Here is a 19,175-nt window from a genome sequence, read left to right as displayed (position 1 = left end):
CTAACTATTAAACATATAAAAAATGAATTTTGAAACAATGAATATCTGGTGCTGGTTGATACCCTTATTAGTAGGTGCAATCTGTGGAATATTGGGATACCTAATAGGTAAATCTGGGAATAAAACCATTGACAATTCTGCCGAGATTAAAGTCCTGGAGGACAAAAACGCCAAACTGAAAGCCGAACTTGAGGCTTGTAATAAAAAAGCCACTGCCTCCGTCAACCTTGGGGCATCTGCCGCTTCCTTTGCCGCTGGTGCTGCTGTGGCTTCCATTCCTTTTGATGCGGATGGGGCCAAGGCGGTTTTTGGAAAGGCCATAAAACAGGACGACCTTAAAGTTGTGGAGGGAATAGGTCCCAAAATTGAAGGAATGTTCAAGGACGCAGGGATAAAAACCTGGAAAGCCCTCTCTGAAGCTTCGGTGGCGGATTGTCAAAAAGTATTGGACGGTGGCGGAAAACGTTATCAAGTACATGACCCGGCTTCCTGGCCCATGCAAGCCAAAATGTGCTATGAAGGGAAGTGGAAGGAATTGCTTAAGTGGCAAGAAGAGCATAAACATGGCAAATTGTAATAATCAATCCAACCTAACGAAAAACCCCAACCGAAATCGGTTGGGGTTTTTTACTATTACATCAGCGCCATAGTATTACAAGGCACCATTGGCCTCCACCCATTTAAAGTGATACTGATCCTCAGGGAACTTCATACGCTCAGCGATACGCTCTAGTCTCGCAGGTAAATTTAATAAATAGTCCCGCGCTTTTTCAGCATCTTCGTTAAGGGACCTTATGGATTCCAAATCCCAAAAGGCATTTAATTTTTTTAGGATATCTATATAATCCATGGCCGTATATACGCCAAGTCGTTGCGCACAATTGGAAAAATTCTCAAAAGCAGAACCGATCGTACCACCAGACTCGCGTAGGAAATGTGCTGGCATGACTATTTTCTTCTTCATCATATCAGCAAAGGCCAACATCATTCCGGAAGGATCTTCACCAAAAATCGTTTTTACGAATTCCCTATACGCAAGGTGGTGTCTCATCTCGTCACCTGCTATTATAGTGCACATTTTACCTAATAGGGCATTACCCTTTTTCTTGGCCATTTGCCCAACTCGTTTGTGCGAAATATTGGTCGCCAATTCCTGAAAAGAGGTGTAGACAAAGTTTTTGTAGGGATCTCTATCCGTTCCAATGTCAAAACCATCTGAAATCAGGTGCTGGGTAGTTATTTCAATTTCCCTCATATTTACCCTGCCGGACAAGTACAAGTATTTGTTAAGCACATCGCCATGCCTGTTCTCCTCACCGGTCCATGCACGTACCCATTTGGCCCATCCGTTGGTCTTAAAATCGCCATGTTGGTCTATACCTACTACATCCATTAACCAAGATTCATAGGTGGGCAATGCCTCTTCCGTAATAGTATCGGCAACCATGGTCACCCAAAAATCATATCCCAATTCCTTGGACTCCTCCCTAATCTCCCTCACTTTTTCCAAAAAACCATCATCCTCAGAGTCGGGCAAAAAATCACTGGGCTGCCAAATCTTTTCAATGGGTACAAGAAAAGAATCCATAAATCCAGCGACTTTGGGCTCCAATGCCTGCATTACTTCCAGTCTTATATTTTTTTCAACCATGTCCTGTTTTTTATCAAAGTTCGGTATTAATATAATGTTTTAGTATTAAAATCAAATTCATTTTTTAATTTCTACCCTTTTCGCCTGGATAATAACTATGCACTGGATCACTTTGCCAAAATTCCTTTGTATGGACATCCAATGCGGTCAAGGGTCCCTTGAAAGCTGCCCCAGTATCTATATTCCAGACGTTCGCGGCCTTCTGCGGTGTGGTCTTACCCATTCTGGTGACAGGCGTATGACCAATGAAAATTTCCTCATAGTGAACCAACCTTTGGGGATAGTGCTCATGGTTTTGGCTCAAGTTGGGATTCAGTGAAAGGGCGAGCTCCCAAAGCGTACGGTCCCAATAAAAGGACTTTGTAAAATATTCATGTTCAATCCCCTTTAAATGGGTGAAACCGGCATGAAGGAAGAGCTTATTATTGTCATCCAGGTGATAATTTTCCAAACTTTCGTAAAACGAAATATGTAATTGTTTGGTCTGGGCATCGGACTTGGCATAAGATTCCGCCGTTGCCTTGCCGCCGTGCTGGAACCAAGTAGGGTTGTCCCTTCCTTGCGTAAGCCATTCATAACAGAGTTCATCGTGATTGCCCCTTAAAAAAATACAGTTGTGCGAATCCCTTAACCGTATTAGATAATCTATGGTCTCCACCGCATCGCTCCATGCATCGATATAATCCCCTAAAAAAATCAAGGTGTCGTCCGGTGTGATCTTTGCCCTTATCATTAAATCCTTTAACGCCCTTAATCCCGAATGGATATCCCCTATAACAAGGGTTCTTTGTGATGTCATTTTGCAAAAATCGCAAATAGTCCAATTAACACAAGGATAAAGAGTACTAAAAAAAATATTTTCCAGAAAGAGTAGGGCCTTCTTCCACTTACCGTACCCGATTGCCCGTTGATATAAAAACTATATTCCTTCCCGGAATACCGGTAAGAACTAATGTATACGGGCAATAAAACGTGTTTAAAGGTTTCGTTGGAAAGTTTAATATCTGCATGTGCTATACGCTGTGTATCCCCGCCAATATCCCTTCTAATCCAATTATAGGCGATGTTTTTGGCTTCCTGAAAAGATCTGTGGTGTCCTTCCTTTAAGGAGACCGTATATTTTTCGGTCACAAATCCAGACAAATATTTGGTATTGAAAACGACCAGGTCCTTCAAGTTCCAAAAAGCCACTTTGGAGGGAATATCCTTGCTTTTTCGCTTTGAGGCATTAATCAATATATCGTCCACAAAACCATTTACGGCACCTGAAGCATATGTCCACCGGGTTTTTCTAACTTGGCGGGTTCTTTTCCCCTTATCACTATTGTAGGTCTGGGTTTCATAATAATAATCGCCTCTTTGTCCTTGGTAGGAGGCATAGAGGTTTGCATCAAAGGTCCAGTAAGGGACATATAATCCATGTAAACCTTCCGGGTCTAAGGCCGCCCTTTTAAGTTTGTTGGGGGCAAACCAAAGGTTTCCCACCCAGGACTTAAAAATGCTTCTTGCCTTTTTCGAATCCAATTGAAACGGTACAAGTGCGCCGGGCGTTATCCATCCCTCTACTTCTGCATCTTCCCGGATCAAGGGCTCACCGCAATAGACGCAATCCAACGATTTGTAGTTTTCTTCTACATGTTGGTTGGCCCCGCAGTTCTTGCAGTGTAGCAGTTCAATGGTCTCTGTATAGGCGTTCTCCCCAACAACGGTTAGATAATGGGCCAATTCCAGCTCCTCAAAACTGCTTTTGGATTGTTCTATGAATTCCTCGTAGCCACAATATTCACAGATAAGCTGATGTGATCCTGGCTTAAATTTTAGTTCCGCACCACAATTGGCACATGCCTTTTTGAGTTCTGACTGTTGAATGTCTTCCATAGCAATCGTATCCCTTATTCATGTAAGTGAAATTGGCAGCTGTTTTTATTGGGGAATTAGGCCGATGGCAATGGAGGTGGTGTGTTACCACCTAAAAATGACTTAAGTTCATCGATTTCCTTAAGCGATGTCCAATTTTCCATACCCTGCTTCCAAATCAAGGTGTCCCTATTGATGGTCCTACTGGCAAATAACTCCTTCAACCTATCGTAATTGACAGGCCCTGCCTGTTGCCCGTTCACTGCGTAAAAATAGGTTGTCTGGGCAGGAATTGGCGGAGGACCTGATGGGGCTTGTTGCGGCTGATTTCCAAAGGGCTGTCCCATGGGCTGACCCATCATACTGCCCATTTGTTGCGCCAACACAAAGCCCATTCCCATGCCCATTCCGGCACCTGCGGTCCCACCTTCATTTTTAGCGGCGGCTTCCATGGCTTTGGCGGCCTTAAATTGGGAAAGTTTGGTCATGTCCAATTTATCCAAACGGCTGTATTCGAAAATTTCCTTTTTCAAGTCTTCCGGCATGGAGACGTTCTCAATATAAAATCGCTCCAATTCGATTCCAACCCTATTGAATTCAGGTTGCATCACCTCCTGACAGGTTTCAGATAATTCACTTGTATTGGCCGCATATAATTCTATGGGAAGATTGGCCTCCCCTACCGTATCGGTAAATCTGGTTACTATCAAACTTTTTAAGTGTTCGTTCACCTCATAATTGGTAAAGTTACCGTCTGTACCCACTACGTCCACCACAAATTTCCCGGGATCGTTTATCCTAAAGCTGTACGTTCCAAAGGCCCTTATTTCCACTAGGCCAAATCGATCGTCACTGAGCATAAAAGGATTTTTGGTGCCCCATTTTTCATCGGTGAACAAACGGGTATTTACAAAATATACCTCGGCCTTGAACGGGCTGTCAAAGCCATATTTCCATCCTTTAAGCGTGGTTAATATGGGCAGGTTTTTGGTATTCAATGTATACGTGCCGGGGGTAAATACATCGGCCAATTGGCCTTCATTTACAAACACAGCGTGCTGCCCCTCACGAACGATCAACTGCGCATTGTTCTTTATTTCGTTTTGATACCTTTCAAATCTGTGGACAATAGTATCATTACTGGTGTCCAACCATTCTACAATATCTATGAACTCATGGCTCAGTTTCTTTTTTATCTCATCGAATAGTCCCATTTCCTTTGTTTTTAATTGCTCTAAAAAGGTAGGGATTTAATGGAATACCCACAAAAAAATAGTAGGCCACAAAGGAGGCCACAATCCTAAAAATAGTCTGGTTGGCCCAAAGCTCAAACCTCCAATAATCAATTATTCTCAACAAAATTTACTTGAAGCTATTTTTTCTGATTACCTTAGAAATCCGAATTTTCTAACCAGTATGACCAAATGATGCCATAGAAGTCGCAAACACTTGCAAGGCCGATCATTAAAAAAGGTCCTCGGATTGAAAAAAACAATGTTATGTCCAATGAGGCACATCAATACAATTAATAGATGAAGAAAGTATTCTGCATAGGTGAACTGCTTATAGATTTCGTGGCCGAAAACCAGGGTAAAAACTTATCCGTTGCCAAAGAGTTTACCAAAAAGGCCGGGGGTGCCCCTGCCAACGTTGCCTGTGCCATAAGTAAATTGGAAGGCAAAAGTATATTTGTGGGCTGCGTAGGCGACGATCCTTTCGGGAATTTTTTACTGAATATTCTTGAAGAGAACAATGTGGATACTTCAATGGCCCAGAAATCCGAAGTATTTACCACCTTGGCGTTTGTTTCCATTGACGACGATGGGGAACGGGATTTTGTTTTTAGCCGAGGTGCGGACAAGGAATTAAAATATGACTCATCCCTTAAAAAGGATTTTAAGAACAACATGGTTCATTTTGGGGCGGCAACAGCCATGCTTGGGGGTAATTTGGAGGAAGCCTACAATAGGTACTTTTTTGATGCCCTCACCCAGGACTCCTTCATAAGTTTTGATCCTAATTACAGGGAGGACCTCTGGAAACACAAAGAGGAAGCCTTTATCAAGAAATGCATGCCCTTTATTCAAAAATCCCATCTGGGTAAATTCAGCCTTGAAGAGGCCCAGCTATTATCCGGAAAAAAAGATATGGACGAAGCTTGCTCCTTTCTCCATGAAACCGGGGTTGTCATCATCGTGGTAACATTGGGTAAGGAAGGTACCCTGTTGAGTACAAAACAGTTCAGAAAAACCATACCAAGTATTGAGGTATCACCAGTGGATACTACGGGTGCGGGAGACGCATTTATTGGGTGTATGTTAAAACAGATTGCGGAGCATGACAATCTGGAAACTTTATTGGAAAGTGAAACTGAACTTTCCCAAATAGTTTCCAAGGCCAATAAGGCGGGTGCCATTACCACTACAAATTTTGGAGCCATAGAGTCGTTACCCACCCGAAAACAATTAGATTTCTAGCATGAACCAAGCTGCCTTACACCAATTACTGGCCTCCAAAAACATACTTGGAAAGGCCAAAAAAACACCCACAGAGTTATTTCAACAAAGATTTCATACAAATCTTACGTACATCAAAGATTTGTTTTTTATGCTGTACCCAGAGGTGGATACCGTTTACTTTTCAAAGAAACTTCCTGCAAAATTGGAGTTGCTTTTTAAGGAACGTCCCTCTGAATTAAAAAAACAGGACTTGGATAGGTTACAGGAAGGTAACTGGTACCAAAGCGAGAAACTGGTAGGCATGCAGTTATATGTTGATCGGTTTAGCCAAGATTTAAAAGGTTTACAGAAGAAACTGTCCTACTTTGAGGATTTAGGGGTCAACTTTCTTCATTTAATGCCCATAACCACAAGGCCCAAGGGAGAGAACGACGGGGGGTATGCCGTTAATAGCTATCACGAAATAGACCCCAGGTATGGCTCCAGGGACGACTTTACGGAACTCTCAAAAAAAGCACGTGAAAATAACATCATCCTAATGTTGGATTTTGTGGTCAACCATACTTCGGATGAGTTCGAATGGGCAAAAAAAGCAAAAAAGGGGGATAAAAAATATCAGGACTACTATTACACCTTTGACGACCGTACCATTCCGGACGAATATGAAAAGACCCTGCCCGAAATTTTCCCTGAATCGGCACCCGGCAACTTTACCTATATACCAGAGATGGAGAAATGGGTCATGACCGTTTTCAATAATTACCAGTGGGACCTTAACTACAGAAACCCTGAGGTTTTCTTGGAAATGTTGGGGAATCTAATGGCCCTGGCAAACATGGGAGTTGATGTCATTCGATTTGATGCGCTCGCTTTTTTGTGGAAAAAACTAGGGACCATCTCCCAAAACCTGCCCGAAGCACACACGTTGATTTCCCTGTTTCGGATGTGCCTACAGGTTATAGCTCCCGGCGTTGTTCTCTTGGCCGAGGCCATTGTGGCACCTCGAAATATCTTAAAATATTTTGGGGAAAACCAGTTTGAGGGAAACGAGTGCGAAATAGCCTATAACGCATCCTTAATGGCGCTCCTTTGGAACTCCATCGCCACCAAGAAAAGTTCCCTGATGATCCGAAGCCTAAAAGGAGTGCCTAACAAGCCCATTGATAGTACTTGGATCAATTATATCCGTTGCCATGATGACATAGGATTGGGGTATGACGATGATTTTGTTAGAGAAATGGGTTGGGAACCGTTTCCTCATAAACAGTTCATTCTAAATTATTACTGTGGCCGCTTGGAATGGTCCCCGGCAAAAGGACTGATGTTCATGTACAATCCAAAAAATGGTGATGGGCGAATTACGGGAAGTGCCGCCTCGTTATTAGGTCTGGAATCCGCTATTGAACAAGGGAATAAGATTAGTATTTCCTATGCCTTGGACAAAATTATTATGATGCACGGCATCATTCTATCTTTTGGAGGGATTCCCCTTATTTATGCAGGAGATGAAATAGCCACATTGAACGATTATTCATTTTTGGAAGACGAAAAACATAAAAATGATAGCCGTTGGGTGAACAGGCCCAAACAAAATTGGGAGGTCGTGAAAAATCTTGATTCTTCCAAAGGGCCGGCCAGCATTATATTCCAGGCTTTGAAAAAAATGATTGCCATACGTAAGGAACAGGAAGTCTTTGCAGACCAAAACAATACGTTCATCCATGAAAGCCCTAACCCCCATATTTTTGTTTTTGAACGTAAAATGGGTGAAAAATCACTTTGGGTCTTTTCTAATTTTGATGAGGTTTCACAATCCTTGGATGTTTCCTGGTTGCTGTCCAAAGGCATACTGCCAGGTGAGGCTTCCGTAGACCTTCTTTCAAAAAAAACCTTGGAATTAAACGGAAATAAGGACTTTTATATTAAACCTTTTGGCCACCACTGGATAACGAACATTTAACTGTATTTCACCTTTCTAATAATTCTTAATGCTTCCTTTAAGGAGGTATAGGTTATAGGGTATTTGTTTTTCACCAAGTTTTTGGCCAAGTCCATTTGGTCACGGGCCTCCTCAAAACCGTTCAAATAACATATTAGGAAGGTATCGGCCAAATAATTCAAATCATCCATTTCCACAGGACTCAGTACCATATCATTTTTGATTTTGGAAACCAAGGACTTACTGCTGTTATATACGTGGAACAATGTCTTTTTATCGTATTGGGGCGGTTCAAACAGTAATTTTGACTCCATTTTATACGTTCCATTATCATTGAAGCGGATCACCACTTTTTCCAAGGGATAATATTTTTGCTTAGATCCCAAACCAAGGTGCACATATTCCATGGTGGAGAATGAATTGTCATCATATTCAATGGTGACCTCATCCAAATCGGAATAAAATAGTTTTACCTGCTCGTTGATCAATTCTATATCTACCCGGTAGTAGTAGGTCTGCCCTTTAACAACTTTTATATTTCCAGCCCAACAAACAACAAACTGTTCCTTGAAAACCTTATAATTACTTTCAAGGTCTTTATGCCTGTTGTTCAAAAAGTCGATTACTCCGTCCAAGGTCAGTTCAATGTTGTTCCTGGCATGTTGTTCTATAGTGGCGACCGTACTGGAATTTATATCCTTCAGCTCTACCCCATAGGCCTTTGGCAAGCTAATGCTACCTTCTCTAAAAAAAACCGAACCCCCATAATACTTCCATATATTCTTACGCAGGGCGCATACCTTACCAATGGATCTAATGGTGACCAAACCAACTACCTTTCCCTCCTTTAAATGGGGAAAGGGGATATTCTCATAGGAAATAATGGGTGGATTATCTAGATAGGCGTTTACGAGATTCTGGATTTTGCTGTCATCGAAAAAATCCACGCCCACAATCGTGTTGTCCTCGTCCTCAACGCCCACCACAATGAAGGAATTATTTTTGGGGTTGCTATTGGCCAAGGCACAAACATGTTTTAGGAATTTGGCCTTACCTTCCTTTTCTCCAATGGCTATAAAACGCTTTTTGTCGTAAAAACTATTTTCATCGTTATGGGCAAGCAAGTTTTTAACAAGTAGGCGTTTATTGATCATACTCTTTTGTTGACTATGGTGGAGGATGCCTGGGCGGTGGGCATTACTATAAGGTCCGCAATATTGACGTGATAGGGCCTTGTTACTACAAAGTAAATAATATCTGCAATATCCTCTGGTTTTAAAGGTTGGTATCCTTTGTATACATTGTCCGCACGCTCTTCATCACCTTTGAACCTTACATTACTGAATTCAGTTTCCACCAGACCTGGATTTATGGCCCCTACCCGTATTCCGTATTGGTTCAAATCGATACGCATACCTTGGTTTATGGCATCTACGGCATATTTACTCGCGCAATAGACATTTCCCTTGGGATAGACTTCCTTACCTGCCGTAGAACCAATATTGATAATATGACCGTTTTTTCTTTCTATCATTTGTGGTAAAATGGTTTTGGAAACGTACAATAGACCTTTAACATTGATATCTATCATAGCGTCCCAATCATCCATAGAGCCTTCATTTATTGGGTCAAAACCATGGGCGTTACCCGCATTGTTTATAAGGATGTCTATTTTTGAAAAAGCATTTGGTAAGGACTGTATAGCTTTCTGAACGGCTTCCTTATCCCTAACATCAAAACAAAGGGTATGTACACCCACCTTTTTCCCAAATGTTTCCTTAAGTGCTTTCAATCGACTTTCCCGCCTTCCGCATAGGATAAGATCAATACCATTATTTGCGAAATGCTCTGCCGTTGCCTTTCCAATGCCACTGGTCGCTCCAGTAATAAATGCAGTTTTTCCCATTTTAAAATCTTTAATTATGCAACTTCGTTACCATAACTAGCCTCCAATAAAAGAAACCAATCTTCCAATTCCATGTGAATCTTCAATGCTGCTTTGGCCAAGGCGATCCTTTCTGGCGTGACGGTACCCACTACCGGAAATATTTTTGCAGGATGCCTTAAAACCCAGGCAAGCAATAACTGGTCTGCCGTGGCACCATACTTTGGCACCAATTGATCAAGTATTCTTTGGATACGCTTGGTCTGGTCAGAAGATTTTCTAAAATAGGTTCCCAAAGGACTCCATGCCATGGCCATCCGTCCATTAATGACACAATCATCAAGGGTTCCGTTTTCCATAACCTCGTTATTGGTCAGGGAACATTCTACTTGGTTTCCTTCGACCTTTATGGTAGTTTCCAACAATTTAATCTGTGAAGGAGTAAAGTTTGAGACGCCAAATTGCTTGATTTTTCCTTCTTGTTTCAATTTTGAAATAGCTTCATAAATTTCACCAGCATCCATCAAAGGGCTAGGTCTATGCAACAATAGAAGATCTAAATAATCCGTCCTTAATTTTTGCAATGATTGTTCCACGGACCAAATAATATATCTGCTATTATAGTCGTAATGCTTTACTGTATTTTCCCTGGACGCTACCTTAAACTGTATACCACATTTACTTATAAATTGAACTTTTTCCCTTTTGATGGCACTTTTTTGAAAAGCGGTGCCAAATTCGGTTTCGGTGGTATAATCCCCATAGATATCCGCATGGTCAAAAGTAGTAATTCCAAGGTCCATGCAATGCTTCATCAAGCGCACCATTTCATCTGTTGAAAGTTTTTTCCCCCATTTTCCCCAGGTCATGGTACCAGCAATAATTTTAGAATATTCCGAAGCGTTTTTCATAAAGAAGTTAAATTAAAAAGAAATACCATAAATACTTCACAAAAATAAGGCCTTCTGGTATTTTTTAACCAATCGTTAACAGCTACTCAACCAATTAATTTTCAATTTGCACAACTGTTAAATTTTTAGCTAAATTTCGCGAAATAGTATCTGATACATGGAAGAAAATACAACTGTAGACATAAGTGCGGTCAATGAGAAAATAGCACAGGAAAGCGCATTTATAGATTTACTTGTTCTGGAAATGAATAAAGTCATTGTAGGACAGAAACACATGGTGGAGCGATTGTTGATAGGACTTCTGGGCCAGGGGCATATCCTTTTGGAAGGTGTTCCCGGTTTGGCAAAGACTTTGGCCATCAACACGTTGGCAAAGGCCGTAAAAGGAAGTTTTAGCCGAATACAGTTCACCCCGGACCTACTTCCAGCCGATGTTGTGGGAACGCTCATTTACAATATAAAAGAGAACGATTTTTCCATAAAGAAGGGACCCATTTTTGCAAATTTTGTCCTTGCTGACGAAATCAATAGGGCTCCGGCGAAAGTTCAGTCTGCCCTACTGGAGGCCATGCAGGAAAAACAGGTTACCATTGGGGACGAAACCTTTGTACTTGATAAGCCCTTTTTGGTAATGGCCACCCAAAACCCTGTAGAACAAGAAGGTACCTATCCTTTGCCAGAAGCACAGGTAGACCGTTTTATGTTAAAAACGGTGATCGACTATCCCAAAATGAACGAGGAACAGTTGATTATGCGCCAAAACCTTTTGGGAGGATTCGAGAACGTGAAGCCCGTAATTTCCGTAAATCAGATTTTGAGTGCCCAAAAGGCGGTTAGGGAAGTCTACATGGACGAAAAAATTGAAAAATATATCCTTGACATCATTTTTGCCACCCGATATCCTGAAAAATACAATCTTGAAAAACTGAAGCCCCTTATCAGCTTTGGAGCCTCACCAAGGGGCAGTATCAATTTAGGGATAGCGGCAAAATGCTATGCATTTATCAAAAGAAGGGGCTATGTTGTTCCAGAGGATGTTAGGGCCGTTGTCCATGATGTTCTAAGACATAGAATAGGGATCACCTATGAGGCGGAAGCCGAAAACATTACTTCTGAGGAAATCATCAACAAAATCGTAAACGAGATAGAAGTACCCTAAAAGTGGGCGGTTGGCGGATGCAGTTGGCAGTACACCTCTTGTGTTCCCTACTGAATACTGCTTGCTGAAAACTGTTTACTAAACCAAATGGATACCAAAGAACTACTCAAAAAAGTCCGTAAGATTGAAATTAAGACACGTCGTCTCTCCGACCATATTTTTGGTGGGGAGTACCATTCTACGTTCAAGGGAAGGGGTATGACCTTCAGTGAGGTAAGGCAGTATCAATTTGGGGACGATGTACGAAGTATTGATTGGAACGTAACCGCACGCTACAACGAGCCGTACGTAAAGGTTTTTGAGGAGGAAAGGGAACTGACCATGATGCTCATGGTGGATGTGAGCGGTTCGGAATTTTTCGGCACAAAAAATCAGTTCAAGAACGAAATTGTTACGGAAATATCGGCCACGTTGGCCTTTAGTGCCTTACAAAATAACGATAAGGTGGGGGTCCTTTTGTTTTCGGACGAGGTGGAACTTTTCATCCCGCCAAAAAAGGGAAAGACCCATGTTCTGAGGATTATTCGTGAATTATTAGAGTTTACACCCAAAAGCAATAAAACGGATATCGGAGAAGCCCTGAAGTACCTCACCAATGTGATGAAGAAAAAGGCCATCGTTTTCGTACTATCAGATTTCATAGCGGAAGACTACGAAAAGACCCTAAAAATTACGGGAAACAAACATGATGTCACCGGAATACGAGTATATGACGAGCGGGAAGTAGAAATCCCAAACCTAGGCGTGGTCCAGATGATGGATGCGGAGACAGGTGCGGTACAGCTGATCAATACCCAGTCTAAAAAAGTCCGTAATGCTTATGCCGAGTACTATACAGAGCGTGTGAATTATTTCAAGGAGACCTTTACCAAGGCGGGCTGTGGGGTTTTGGATTGCAGGGTGGATGAAAGCTATGTAAAAAAGCTGTTAGGTTACTTTAAAAGAAGGGGTTGATAAAAATGCGAAAGATTAGGACCAAATATTGTTCGATATCGCGAATAGCAAGATTCGTGATATTGCCGTGTCTTCTTTTTACCATTTCGACCGTAATTGCCCAAGAAAATCCAAATATCAGAACGTCCGTAGACACTACGTACATTAAAATTGGGGAACAGGTGCAATGGAAAGTATCCGTGGAGGTGGATTCTACGGATCAGGTCATATTTCCGGAAGGTCAGACCTTTTCACCTTTGGAGACCGTTGAGGCGTTCGCCACGGATACCACCCGTAAAAAAGACAGGCTAACACTCGAAAAAATATATGCCCTTACCCAATTTGATTCAGGGTCCTATAAACTACCCGCCCAACGCATTGAAATCAATGGCATAGGGTATTTTACGGATAGCATGTTGGTCAATGTGGAAACTGTTCCAGTGGATACCATAGCCCAAAAAATGTACGACATAAAACCCCTGATCAATGTAGAGAAAAGCTACATAGATTGGTGGAAATATTTGGTAATCGGGCTATTGGCTTTATTGATTCTTGGAGGCCTTTTTTATTGGTTCTTTATCCGAAAAAAGCCCCTTACCCAAGAAGAAAAAGAAGCCTTGTTGCCCCCCTACGATAGAGCGCTATTAGAATTGAAAAGACTTGAGAACTCCAAGTATTTGATTCAGGACGAATTCAAGGAATATTATTCGGAATTGACCACGATCGTACGTGCCTATTTGGAAGAGGAAGCAAACGTAGCCGCCTTGGAAAGTACTACGGGACAATTGATAGAACGATTGGAGCTCCTGAGCGATTCCGGGGAGTTACAATTGGACAAGGATACGATCCAACAATTTAAGAACATACTACAGACCGCAGATTTGGTGAAATTCGCCAGAACAAAACCTTCGTTGTCCGTGGCGGAACAGGACCGTAAATTGGTGGAACAAATTGTGGTCAAGACCCATGAAGCAATCCCGGAACCCACGGAAGAAGAGTTGATGCAACAAGCGGAGTATCTGGAAGAGTTGAGCCGAAGAAAACAAAAAAGGAAATTGATCATTGGACTATCTACATTGGCCGGAGTCATTGTTCTTGGAGTGTTAATTGCAGGGTTTAAATTTGGGTTTACCTACTTGAAGGATACGGTCCTTGGCCACCCCACAAAGGAATTGTTGGAAGGAGAATGGATTTCAAGTTCATATGGATTTCCTCCCATCCTTCTGGAAACCCCAAAAGTATTGGTACGGCAAGAAGTGAAACTACCACCGGAGGCAAAGGCCAATATTCAAGACATTCAGGCCTTTGCGTACCATAGCCCCATAGGACTTTTTACGGTTGGGACGACTTCCTTGACCATGAACCCAGAAATGGAAGCTCCCTTTGAACAGACCATTGAACAGATAATAAAGGGGTTTGAGGGACAGGGAACAAAGAATATCATTACAAAGCAAGAGGAATTCACTACCGTTAGTGGTGTAAAAGGCATTAAAGTATATGGTTCTGGGAATTTTCCAGTTCCAAATTCCAAAGAACTGGTTAAAGGTAAGTACGCCGTGCTTCTCTTTGGGGGTAAGGGTTTTCAACAAAACGTAATCCTCACTTGGTTGGACGACGATACCTATGCGCAAGACATTGTTGATAGGATTCTTTCCAGTGTGGAGGTAAAAACGGACGTTTAAATGTTAAATAATATATCATTCGCAAATCCAGATTTCTTTTGGCTGTTTTTATTACTGCCCTTAGCGATAGCATGGTATATCTTTAAACGCAAGGAGGAAACGGCAGCACTGAAAATAGCGACGGTAAAAAGCTTCAAACATAAAAGTTTCCTTCCAAAGTTAAAACCAGGGCTTTTTCTCCTAAGGCTTTTGGCATTAAGTGCCATAATTGTCGCCATGGCCAGGCCCCAAACAGAGGATATCTCTACCCGCACCAAAACCACAAGGGGTATCGATATCGTAATGGCCATCGATGTTTCCTCAAGTATGTTGGCAAGGGATTTAAAACCAAATCGCCTAGCGGCCCTTAAGGAAGTAGCCGCTGATTTTATAAAGAAAAGACCCAATGACCGTATTGGTTTGGTGGCCTATGCAGGTGAAGGTTATACAAAAACTCCAATAACTACAGATAAAAACATCGTTCTAAACTCCTTGCAGGAAATAACTTATGGTCAACTTGAGGATGGAACCGCCATTGGTATGGGACTTTCCATATCAGTGAATAGACTAAAGGAAAGCAAGGCCAAAAGTAAAATCATCATTCTACTCACCGATGGGGTAAACAACTCTGGTTTCATTGAACCACAGACCGCAGCGGACCTGGCCGTGGAATACGATATTAAAACCTATACAATAGGATTGGGAACCAATGGTAATGCCCTATCACCAGTCGCATATAATGCTGATGGGTCTTACAGATATGGCATGCGCCAAGTGGAAATTGACGAAGAGCTTTTGAAAAACATTGCCAATGTGACCGGTGGAAAATACTTTAGGGCGACGGATAATGAGACCCTCGAGGAAATCTACGATGAGATCAATAAACTGGAAAAAACGGATATCGAGGAATTCAAATATTACCGATATGAGGAGAAGTTTAGACCTTGGGTGCTACTTGCAGGAGCCCTACTCCTTTTGGAATGGATTTTGAGAAATACACTATTTAGAAGTTTTATATAGCAAATGATTCAGTTAGACGAGAAAATATACTTTTATCTATTGTTCATCATACCGGTGATCATTGTCTTATTCATGTTGCTCTTGATTTGGAAAAAAAGGACTCAAAAAAAGTTTGCTGATTCGGTTTTGCTCAAGCGATTGACACCAACAAGGTCATATTATAAAGGTAGCCTCAAACTCATTTTCTTTCTTTTGGGGCTGTCTGCCTTGATTATCGGACTTGTAAATCCCAAAGTAGGCACTAAATTGGAAACTGTAAAAAGGGAGGGTGTGGATATCGTTTTTGCCGTGGACGTTTCCAAGAGTATGTTGGCAGAGGACATTGCTCCCAACCGTTTGGAGAAGGCAAAACGATTGGTTTCAGAAATCATCAATCAATTGGCAAGTGACAGAATTGGCATTATCGCATATGCGGGCCAGGCCTTTCCCCAACTGCCGATCACAACGGATTATGGAGCCGCCAAAATGTTCCTTCAAAATATGAACACGGACATGCTCACATCGCAAGGAACGGCTATCAATGAGGCGATAGAGCTGGCCACCACCTTCTACGATGACGAGGAACAGACCAATAGGGTATTGTTTATAATTTCTGATGGGGAGGACCATTCTGAAGATTCAACAATGAGTGCCGTAGAGAAAGCCGTTGAGGAAGGGATTACCATTTATACCATTGGTGTAGGGTCTGCAAAGGGATCCGTAATCCCCATCAAAAGAAATGGTATTATGGAATCCTTAAAGAAGGATGCACAAGGTCTTGTGGTCATCACCAAACTGAATGAGGAAGTATTGACAGATATATCCAAAGAGGGCAACGGAGATTATATTGATGGTTCCAATACGGATGCTGCCGTGGATTTCATCAAGGAAGAACTATTGCAAATGGATAAAAAAGAGTTCGAAGCCAAACAATTCGCGGAATACAAAGATCAATTCCAATGGTTTCTAGGGGCCGGATTATTGTTCCTGTTTTTGGAAATTTTTATCTTGGACCGCAAGACAAAATGGTTGAAGAAACTCAATTTGTTTAACGAAAAACATCCGGAATAAAATGAGAAAATTAATCTATACATTTTTGCTCCTTTTCATTTCCGTTTCCGTTTTTTCACAGGAAGAGGATGCAAAGGAAAAGGAGAGGGCCTTGAGGACCTCTACCAACCTCACATGGGATGGAAATAAGAATTTATCCGAAAATAATTTTTTACAAGCGGAAGTAGACTACAGGAAGGCCATTTCAAAAAGTCCTGAAAATGCAGCGGCACCCTACAATCTTGGAACCGCCTATTATAATAATGAGACCTATAGTGAGGCATTTGGAAGATTTAAGGAGGCGGGAGAAGTCGCTACGTCCAAAAAGGATAAGCACAAAGCCTATCATAATATGGGCAATGTATTCATGAAACGAAAGGACTACCCAAAAGCAGTGGAAGCCTACAAAGAAGCACTTAGAAACGACCCCACTGATGATGAGACCCGATACAACCTAGCCCTAGCAAAGGAAATGCAAAAAAAGGAAGAGGAGGAAAACAAGGACAAGAACGACGACAATAAAGATCAACAGGACCAAGAGGATAAAAAGGACCAGGACCAAAATAAGGACGGGGACAATAAAGAGGACCAAAACCAGGATAACAAAGATCAGGGCGAAAATGGTAACGAAGGTGACAAGGGCGACGAACAGAAGGATGAGAACAAAGAAGGAGATGGAGACCAAAAAGAGGAGCAGAACAAGAAACCTGAACAAGGCGACCAACCCCAGGACCAACCGCAACGAAAACCTAATCAGCTCTCCAAACAACAAGTAGAAAATCTACTCAGGGCCATGCAGAACGCTGAAAAGCAGGTTCAGGAGAAAATAGATGCCAAAAAGGTAAAAGGGGCAAAAGTGAAAAACGAAAAGGATTGGTAGGCAGAAAACGATGATCAAAAAGTTAATTTTATGGGTTCCCTTATACTTTTTCTCCCTTTTAATTTGGGGGCAGGAAGAAGATGCCATTACCTTTGAAATACAGTTGAGCAAACCAAAACTTGGCCTAAACGAACGTCTTCGGGTCGACTTTACGATGAACAAGGACGGGGATAATTTCAATCCCCCCGACTTCAACGGGTTTCGAGTCTTAATGGGGCCCTCACAGTCCATCAGTTCATCCTGGATCAATGGCGTTAGGAGCTATTCCAAGACCTATTCCTACACCTTGGCCCCAACGGCAAAGGGTAAGTTTACCATAGCACAGGCGACAATCGTTATAGGGGGAAAAACCTATAAATCGTTGCCAAAGGAAGTAGAAGTCACCGCTGCGGTTGATAAACCCAGTGATCAAATGACCGCAGATGACGTTGCCGACGAAAATCTACATCTAGTGGCCGAGGTTTCCAAAACAAATCCATATCTAAATGAAGCCATCAGTGTTGTATATAAACTCTATGTTAGTCCCAATATAAGTGTTTCCAATTACCAGCCACTTGACAATCCAACCTACAATAACTTTTGGAGCCAGGACATTAAAGTCTCAAGGTTAACGGCACAAAACGGTACCTATCAAGGCAAACCTTACAGGTATGTTGTTTTGAAAAGGGTCGTACTATATCCCCAAAAAGTAGGGAAACTGGAAATTGAACCATTGTCACTGGATGTAACTGTGGATGTTCCCACAAGTAGAAGGGACTTTTTTGGGGGTAGGATCTATTCCCAAACCAATAAAACGGTATCTGCAGGAAACAGGGTCATTAATGTAAAAAGTCTTCCGGCTGCCAATCAACCTGCAAATTTTACCGGTGCCGTTGGTGAATTCGATTTTTCTGTAAGTACCTCCAAAACGGACCTTAATGCCACAGAATCACTACAGGCCACCGTGGAAGTTAATGGCAAGGGAAATTTAAAATTGTTCAAGCTTCCAGAACCGGAACTTCCCAGCTCATTGGAGGTCTACGAGCCTGAGTTTACTGAGGACGTACGAACCAACCTAAGCGGAATGCAGGGAAAAGTGAGCAATAGCTACACGATTGTTCCCTCGTTTAGGGGCAAATATCCAATTCCCGCAATCGCTTTTAGCTTTTTTAATCCAAAAACTGAAAGATATGAGACCCTCAATTCAGACGAAATCATAATCAATGTCCTTGAAGGCCCCAATAGTGGTGGAAACTTATCAAATACGGCAATAGGACAACCCAATAAACAACAGGTGGTTACAACCGGTAATCAATTTAATTTCATAAAACTAACTCCCAATCTCTCCAAGATAGGCACTTCCCATTTTTTTGGATCTACCAATTATTATTTATGGCTTCTAGGTCCATTACTATTAATTCCGTTAGCAATCATTTTTAGAAAGAAAAGGGATGCGATTGCCCAGGACATCGTTGGCAACAAGGTAAAACGTGCCAATAAATTGGCACGAAAATATCTCTCTGCCGCAAGAAAGGAACTTGGAAACAAGGATGCTTTCTATATTGCATTGGAAAGGGCCCTGCACAATTACCTCAAAGCAAGATTAAAAATAGAGACCTCTGAATTCAGCAAGGACAAAATTTCTGAATTATTGTCCAAAAAGGGAATAGAACAAACTACGATAACAGAGTTTATTGGATTACTGCAAAATTGTGAAGTGGCAAGATATAGCCCTTTTTCGGATGTAGAAATGCAAAGGGACTATGACAAAGCAAGTGAAGTAATATCATTAATGGATAAACAATTGTAGAT

17 protein-coding genes are annotated in these 19,175 nt (G+C 41.8%); 10 read left to right on the top strand and 7 right to left on the bottom strand.

Annotated elements, in window-relative coordinates; translation table 11 throughout:
* Nucleotides 1–22: 22 nt before the first annotated feature.
* Nucleotides 23–577, top strand: a complete 555-nt coding sequence (locus tag DZC72_RS06390; RefSeq protein ID WP_125222019.1) for a hypothetical protein — start codon at nt 23–25, stop codon at nt 575–577.
* Between the two features lie 75 nt (nt 578–652).
* Here DZC72_RS06390 and DZC72_RS06385 read toward each other — a convergent pair whose 3' ends face one another.
* The 4 genes from DZC72_RS06385 to DZC72_RS06370 all read right to left on the bottom strand — a co-directional run bounded on the left by DZC72_RS06385 (nt 653) and on the right by DZC72_RS06370 (nt 4,722).
* Complete coding sequence (locus DZC72_RS06385) at nt 653–1,651, bottom strand: acyl-ACP desaturase (protein WP_125222018.1); 999 nt, start codon at nt 1,649–1,651, stop codon at nt 653–655.
* Between the two features lie 64 nt (nt 1,652–1,715).
* A complete protein-coding gene (locus tag DZC72_RS06380; RefSeq protein ID WP_125222017.1) occupies nt 1,716–2,450 on the bottom strand; it encodes a metallophosphoesterase in 735 nt (244 codons plus the stop codon).
* The gene (locus DZC72_RS06375; protein WP_125222016.1) at nt 2,447–3,529 is read right to left on the bottom strand and encodes a DNA helicase PriA; all 1,083 of its coding nucleotides are present in this window, start codon (nt 3,527–3,529) and stop codon (nt 2,447–2,449) included. The genes DZC72_RS06380 and DZC72_RS06375 overlap by 4 nt, the downstream gene beginning before the upstream one ends.
* 56 nt (nt 3,530–3,585) lie before the next feature.
* The gene (locus DZC72_RS06370; RefSeq protein WP_125222015.1) at nt 3,586–4,722 is read right to left on the bottom strand and encodes an SPFH domain-containing protein; all 1,137 of its coding nucleotides are present in this window, start codon (nt 4,720–4,722) and stop codon (nt 3,586–3,588) included.
* Nucleotides 4,723–5,040: 318 nt separating this feature from the next.
* On the opposite strand from DZC72_RS06370, the gene DZC72_RS06365 reads away from it, so the two are divergent.
* Both DZC72_RS06365 and DZC72_RS06360 read left to right on the top strand, forming a co-directional pair.
* A complete protein-coding gene (locus tag DZC72_RS06365; protein ID WP_125222014.1) occupies nt 5,041–5,985 on the top strand; it encodes a carbohydrate kinase family protein in 945 nt (314 codons plus the stop codon).
* Nucleotide 5,986: 1 nt separating this feature from the next.
* On the top strand, nt 5,987–7,927 hold the full coding sequence (locus DZC72_RS06360; protein ID WP_125222013.1) for an alpha-amylase family protein: 1,941 nt from the start codon (nt 5,987–5,989) through the stop codon (nt 7,925–7,927).
* Here DZC72_RS06360 and DZC72_RS06355 read toward each other — a convergent pair.
* From DZC72_RS06355 to DZC72_RS06345, 3 genes are read right to left on the bottom strand one after another with little or no spacing between them, the layout of a single operon-like run.
* On the bottom strand, nt 7,924–9,060 hold the full coding sequence (locus DZC72_RS06355) for an ATP-binding protein (protein ID WP_125222012.1): 1,137 nt from the start codon (nt 9,058–9,060) through the stop codon (nt 7,924–7,926). The two genes, DZC72_RS06360 and DZC72_RS06355, sit on opposite strands and share 4 nt — an antisense overlap.
* Nucleotides 9,057–9,812 carry an SDR family NAD(P)-dependent oxidoreductase gene (locus DZC72_RS06350; RefSeq protein ID WP_125222011.1) on the bottom strand — a complete coding sequence of 252 codons (756 nt, stop codon included), beginning with the start codon at nt 9,810–9,812 and terminating at the stop codon, nt 9,057–9,059. The genes DZC72_RS06355 and DZC72_RS06350 overlap by 4 nt, the downstream gene beginning before the upstream one ends.
* 14 nt (nt 9,813–9,826) lie before the next feature.
* Nucleotides 9,827–10,702, bottom strand: a complete 876-nt coding sequence (locus tag DZC72_RS06345; RefSeq protein WP_125222010.1) for an aldo/keto reductase — start codon at nt 10,700–10,702, stop codon at nt 9,827–9,829.
* A 157-nt stretch (nt 10,703–10,859) separates the two neighbouring features.
* On the opposite strand from DZC72_RS06345, the gene DZC72_RS06340 reads away from it, so the two are divergent.
* The 7 genes from DZC72_RS06340 to DZC72_RS06310 all read left to right on the top strand — a co-directional run bounded on the left by DZC72_RS06340 (nt 10,860) and on the right by DZC72_RS06310 (nt 19,173).
* Nucleotides 10,860–11,861: an AAA family ATPase gene (locus tag DZC72_RS06340; protein WP_125222009.1), complete on the top strand. Its 1,002-nt coding sequence runs from the start codon at nt 10,860–10,862 to the stop codon at nt 11,859–11,861.
* Between the two features lie 87 nt (nt 11,862–11,948).
* A complete protein-coding gene (locus DZC72_RS06335; protein ID WP_125222008.1) occupies nt 11,949–12,815 on the top strand; it encodes a DUF58 domain-containing protein in 867 nt (288 codons plus the stop codon).
* A 5-nt stretch (nt 12,816–12,820) separates the two neighbouring features.
* Nucleotides 12,821–14,476: a hypothetical protein gene (locus DZC72_RS06330; RefSeq protein WP_125222007.1), complete on the top strand. Its 1,656-nt coding sequence runs from the start codon at nt 12,821–12,823 to the stop codon at nt 14,474–14,476.
* Complete coding sequence (locus DZC72_RS06325) at nt 14,477–15,475, top strand: vWA domain-containing protein (protein WP_125222006.1); 999 nt, start codon at nt 14,477–14,479, stop codon at nt 15,473–15,475.
* Between the two features lie 3 nt (nt 15,476–15,478).
* On the top strand, nt 15,479–16,525 hold the full coding sequence (locus DZC72_RS06320) for a VWA domain-containing protein (RefSeq protein WP_125222005.1): 1,047 nt from the start codon (nt 15,479–15,481) through the stop codon (nt 16,523–16,525).
* Nucleotide 16,526: 1 nt separating this feature from the next.
* Complete coding sequence (locus DZC72_RS06315) at nt 16,527–17,384, top strand: tetratricopeptide repeat protein (protein WP_125222004.1); 858 nt, start codon at nt 16,527–16,529, stop codon at nt 17,382–17,384.
* A 10-nt stretch (nt 17,385–17,394) separates the two neighbouring features.
* Nucleotides 17,395–19,173 (top strand): BatD family protein, encoded by a 1,779-nt coding sequence (locus DZC72_RS06310; protein ID WP_125222003.1) that lies wholly within the window; start codon nt 17,395–17,397, stop codon nt 19,171–19,173.
* Nucleotides 19,174–19,175: the final 2 nt, after the last annotated feature.

It is taken from the genome of Maribacter algicola, assembly GCF_003933245.1.
Classification (GTDB): Bacteria; Bacteroidota; Bacteroidia; order Flavobacteriales; family Flavobacteriaceae; genus Maribacter; species Maribacter algicola.
The sequence above is the reverse complement of the archived record's forward strand: the minus strand, read 5'-3'. Positions and strand labels throughout refer to the sequence as shown.

Excerpts from the sequence above, each read along its gene's own strand:
- DZC72_RS06360 (WP_125222013.1), top strand. The coding sequence starts at position 5,987 with ATGAACCAAGCTGCCTTACACCAATTACTGGCCTCCAAAAACATACTT.
- DZC72_RS06355 (WP_125222012.1), bottom strand. The coding sequence starts at position 9,060 with ATGATCAATAAACGCCTACTTGTTAAAAACTTGCTTGCCCATAACGAT.
- DZC72_RS06320 (WP_125222005.1), top strand. The coding sequence starts at position 15,479 with ATGATTCAGTTAGACGAGAAAATATACTTTTATCTATTGTTCATCATA.
- DZC72_RS06310 (WP_125222003.1), top strand. The coding sequence starts at position 17,395 with ATGATCAAAAAGTTAATTTTATGGGTTCCCTTATACTTTTTCTCCCTT.
- DZC72_RS06385 (WP_125222018.1), bottom strand. The coding sequence starts at position 1,651 with ATGGTTGAAAAAAATATAAGACTGGAAGTAATGCAGGCATTGGAGCCC.
- DZC72_RS06330 (WP_125222007.1), top strand. The coding sequence starts at position 12,821 with ATGCGAAAGATTAGGACCAAATATTGTTCGATATCGCGAATAGCAAGA.
- DZC72_RS06375 (WP_125222016.1), bottom strand. The coding sequence starts at position 3,529 with ATGGAAGACATTCAACAGTCAGAACTCAAAAAGGCATGTGCCAATTGT.
- DZC72_RS06345 (WP_125222010.1), bottom strand. The coding sequence starts at position 10,702 with ATGAAAAACGCTTCGGAATATTCTAAAATTATTGCTGGTACCATGACC.
- DZC72_RS06315 (WP_125222004.1), top strand. The coding sequence starts at position 16,527 with ATGAGAAAATTAATCTATACATTTTTGCTCCTTTTCATTTCCGTTTCC.
- DZC72_RS06340 (WP_125222009.1), top strand. The coding sequence starts at position 10,860 with ATGGAAGAAAATACAACTGTAGACATAAGTGCGGTCAATGAGAAAATA.
- DZC72_RS06325 (WP_125222006.1), top strand. The coding sequence starts at position 14,477 with ATGTTAAATAATATATCATTCGCAAATCCAGATTTCTTTTGGCTGTTT.
- DZC72_RS06370 (WP_125222015.1), bottom strand. The coding sequence starts at position 4,722 with ATGGGACTATTCGATGAGATAAAAAAGAAACTGAGCCATGAGTTCATA.
- DZC72_RS06350 (WP_125222011.1), bottom strand. The coding sequence starts at position 9,812 with ATGGGAAAAACTGCATTTATTACTGGAGCGACCAGTGGCATTGGAAAG.
- DZC72_RS06335 (WP_125222008.1), top strand. The coding sequence starts at position 11,949 with ATGGATACCAAAGAACTACTCAAAAAAGTCCGTAAGATTGAAATTAAG.
- DZC72_RS06365 (WP_125222014.1), top strand. The coding sequence starts at position 5,041 with ATGAAGAAAGTATTCTGCATAGGTGAACTGCTTATAGATTTCGTGGCC.
- DZC72_RS06380 (WP_125222017.1), bottom strand. The coding sequence starts at position 2,450 with ATGACATCACAAAGAACCCTTGTTATAGGGGATATCCATTCGGGATTA.
- DZC72_RS06390 (WP_125222019.1), top strand. The coding sequence starts at position 23 with ATGAATTTTGAAACAATGAATATCTGGTGCTGGTTGATACCCTTATTA.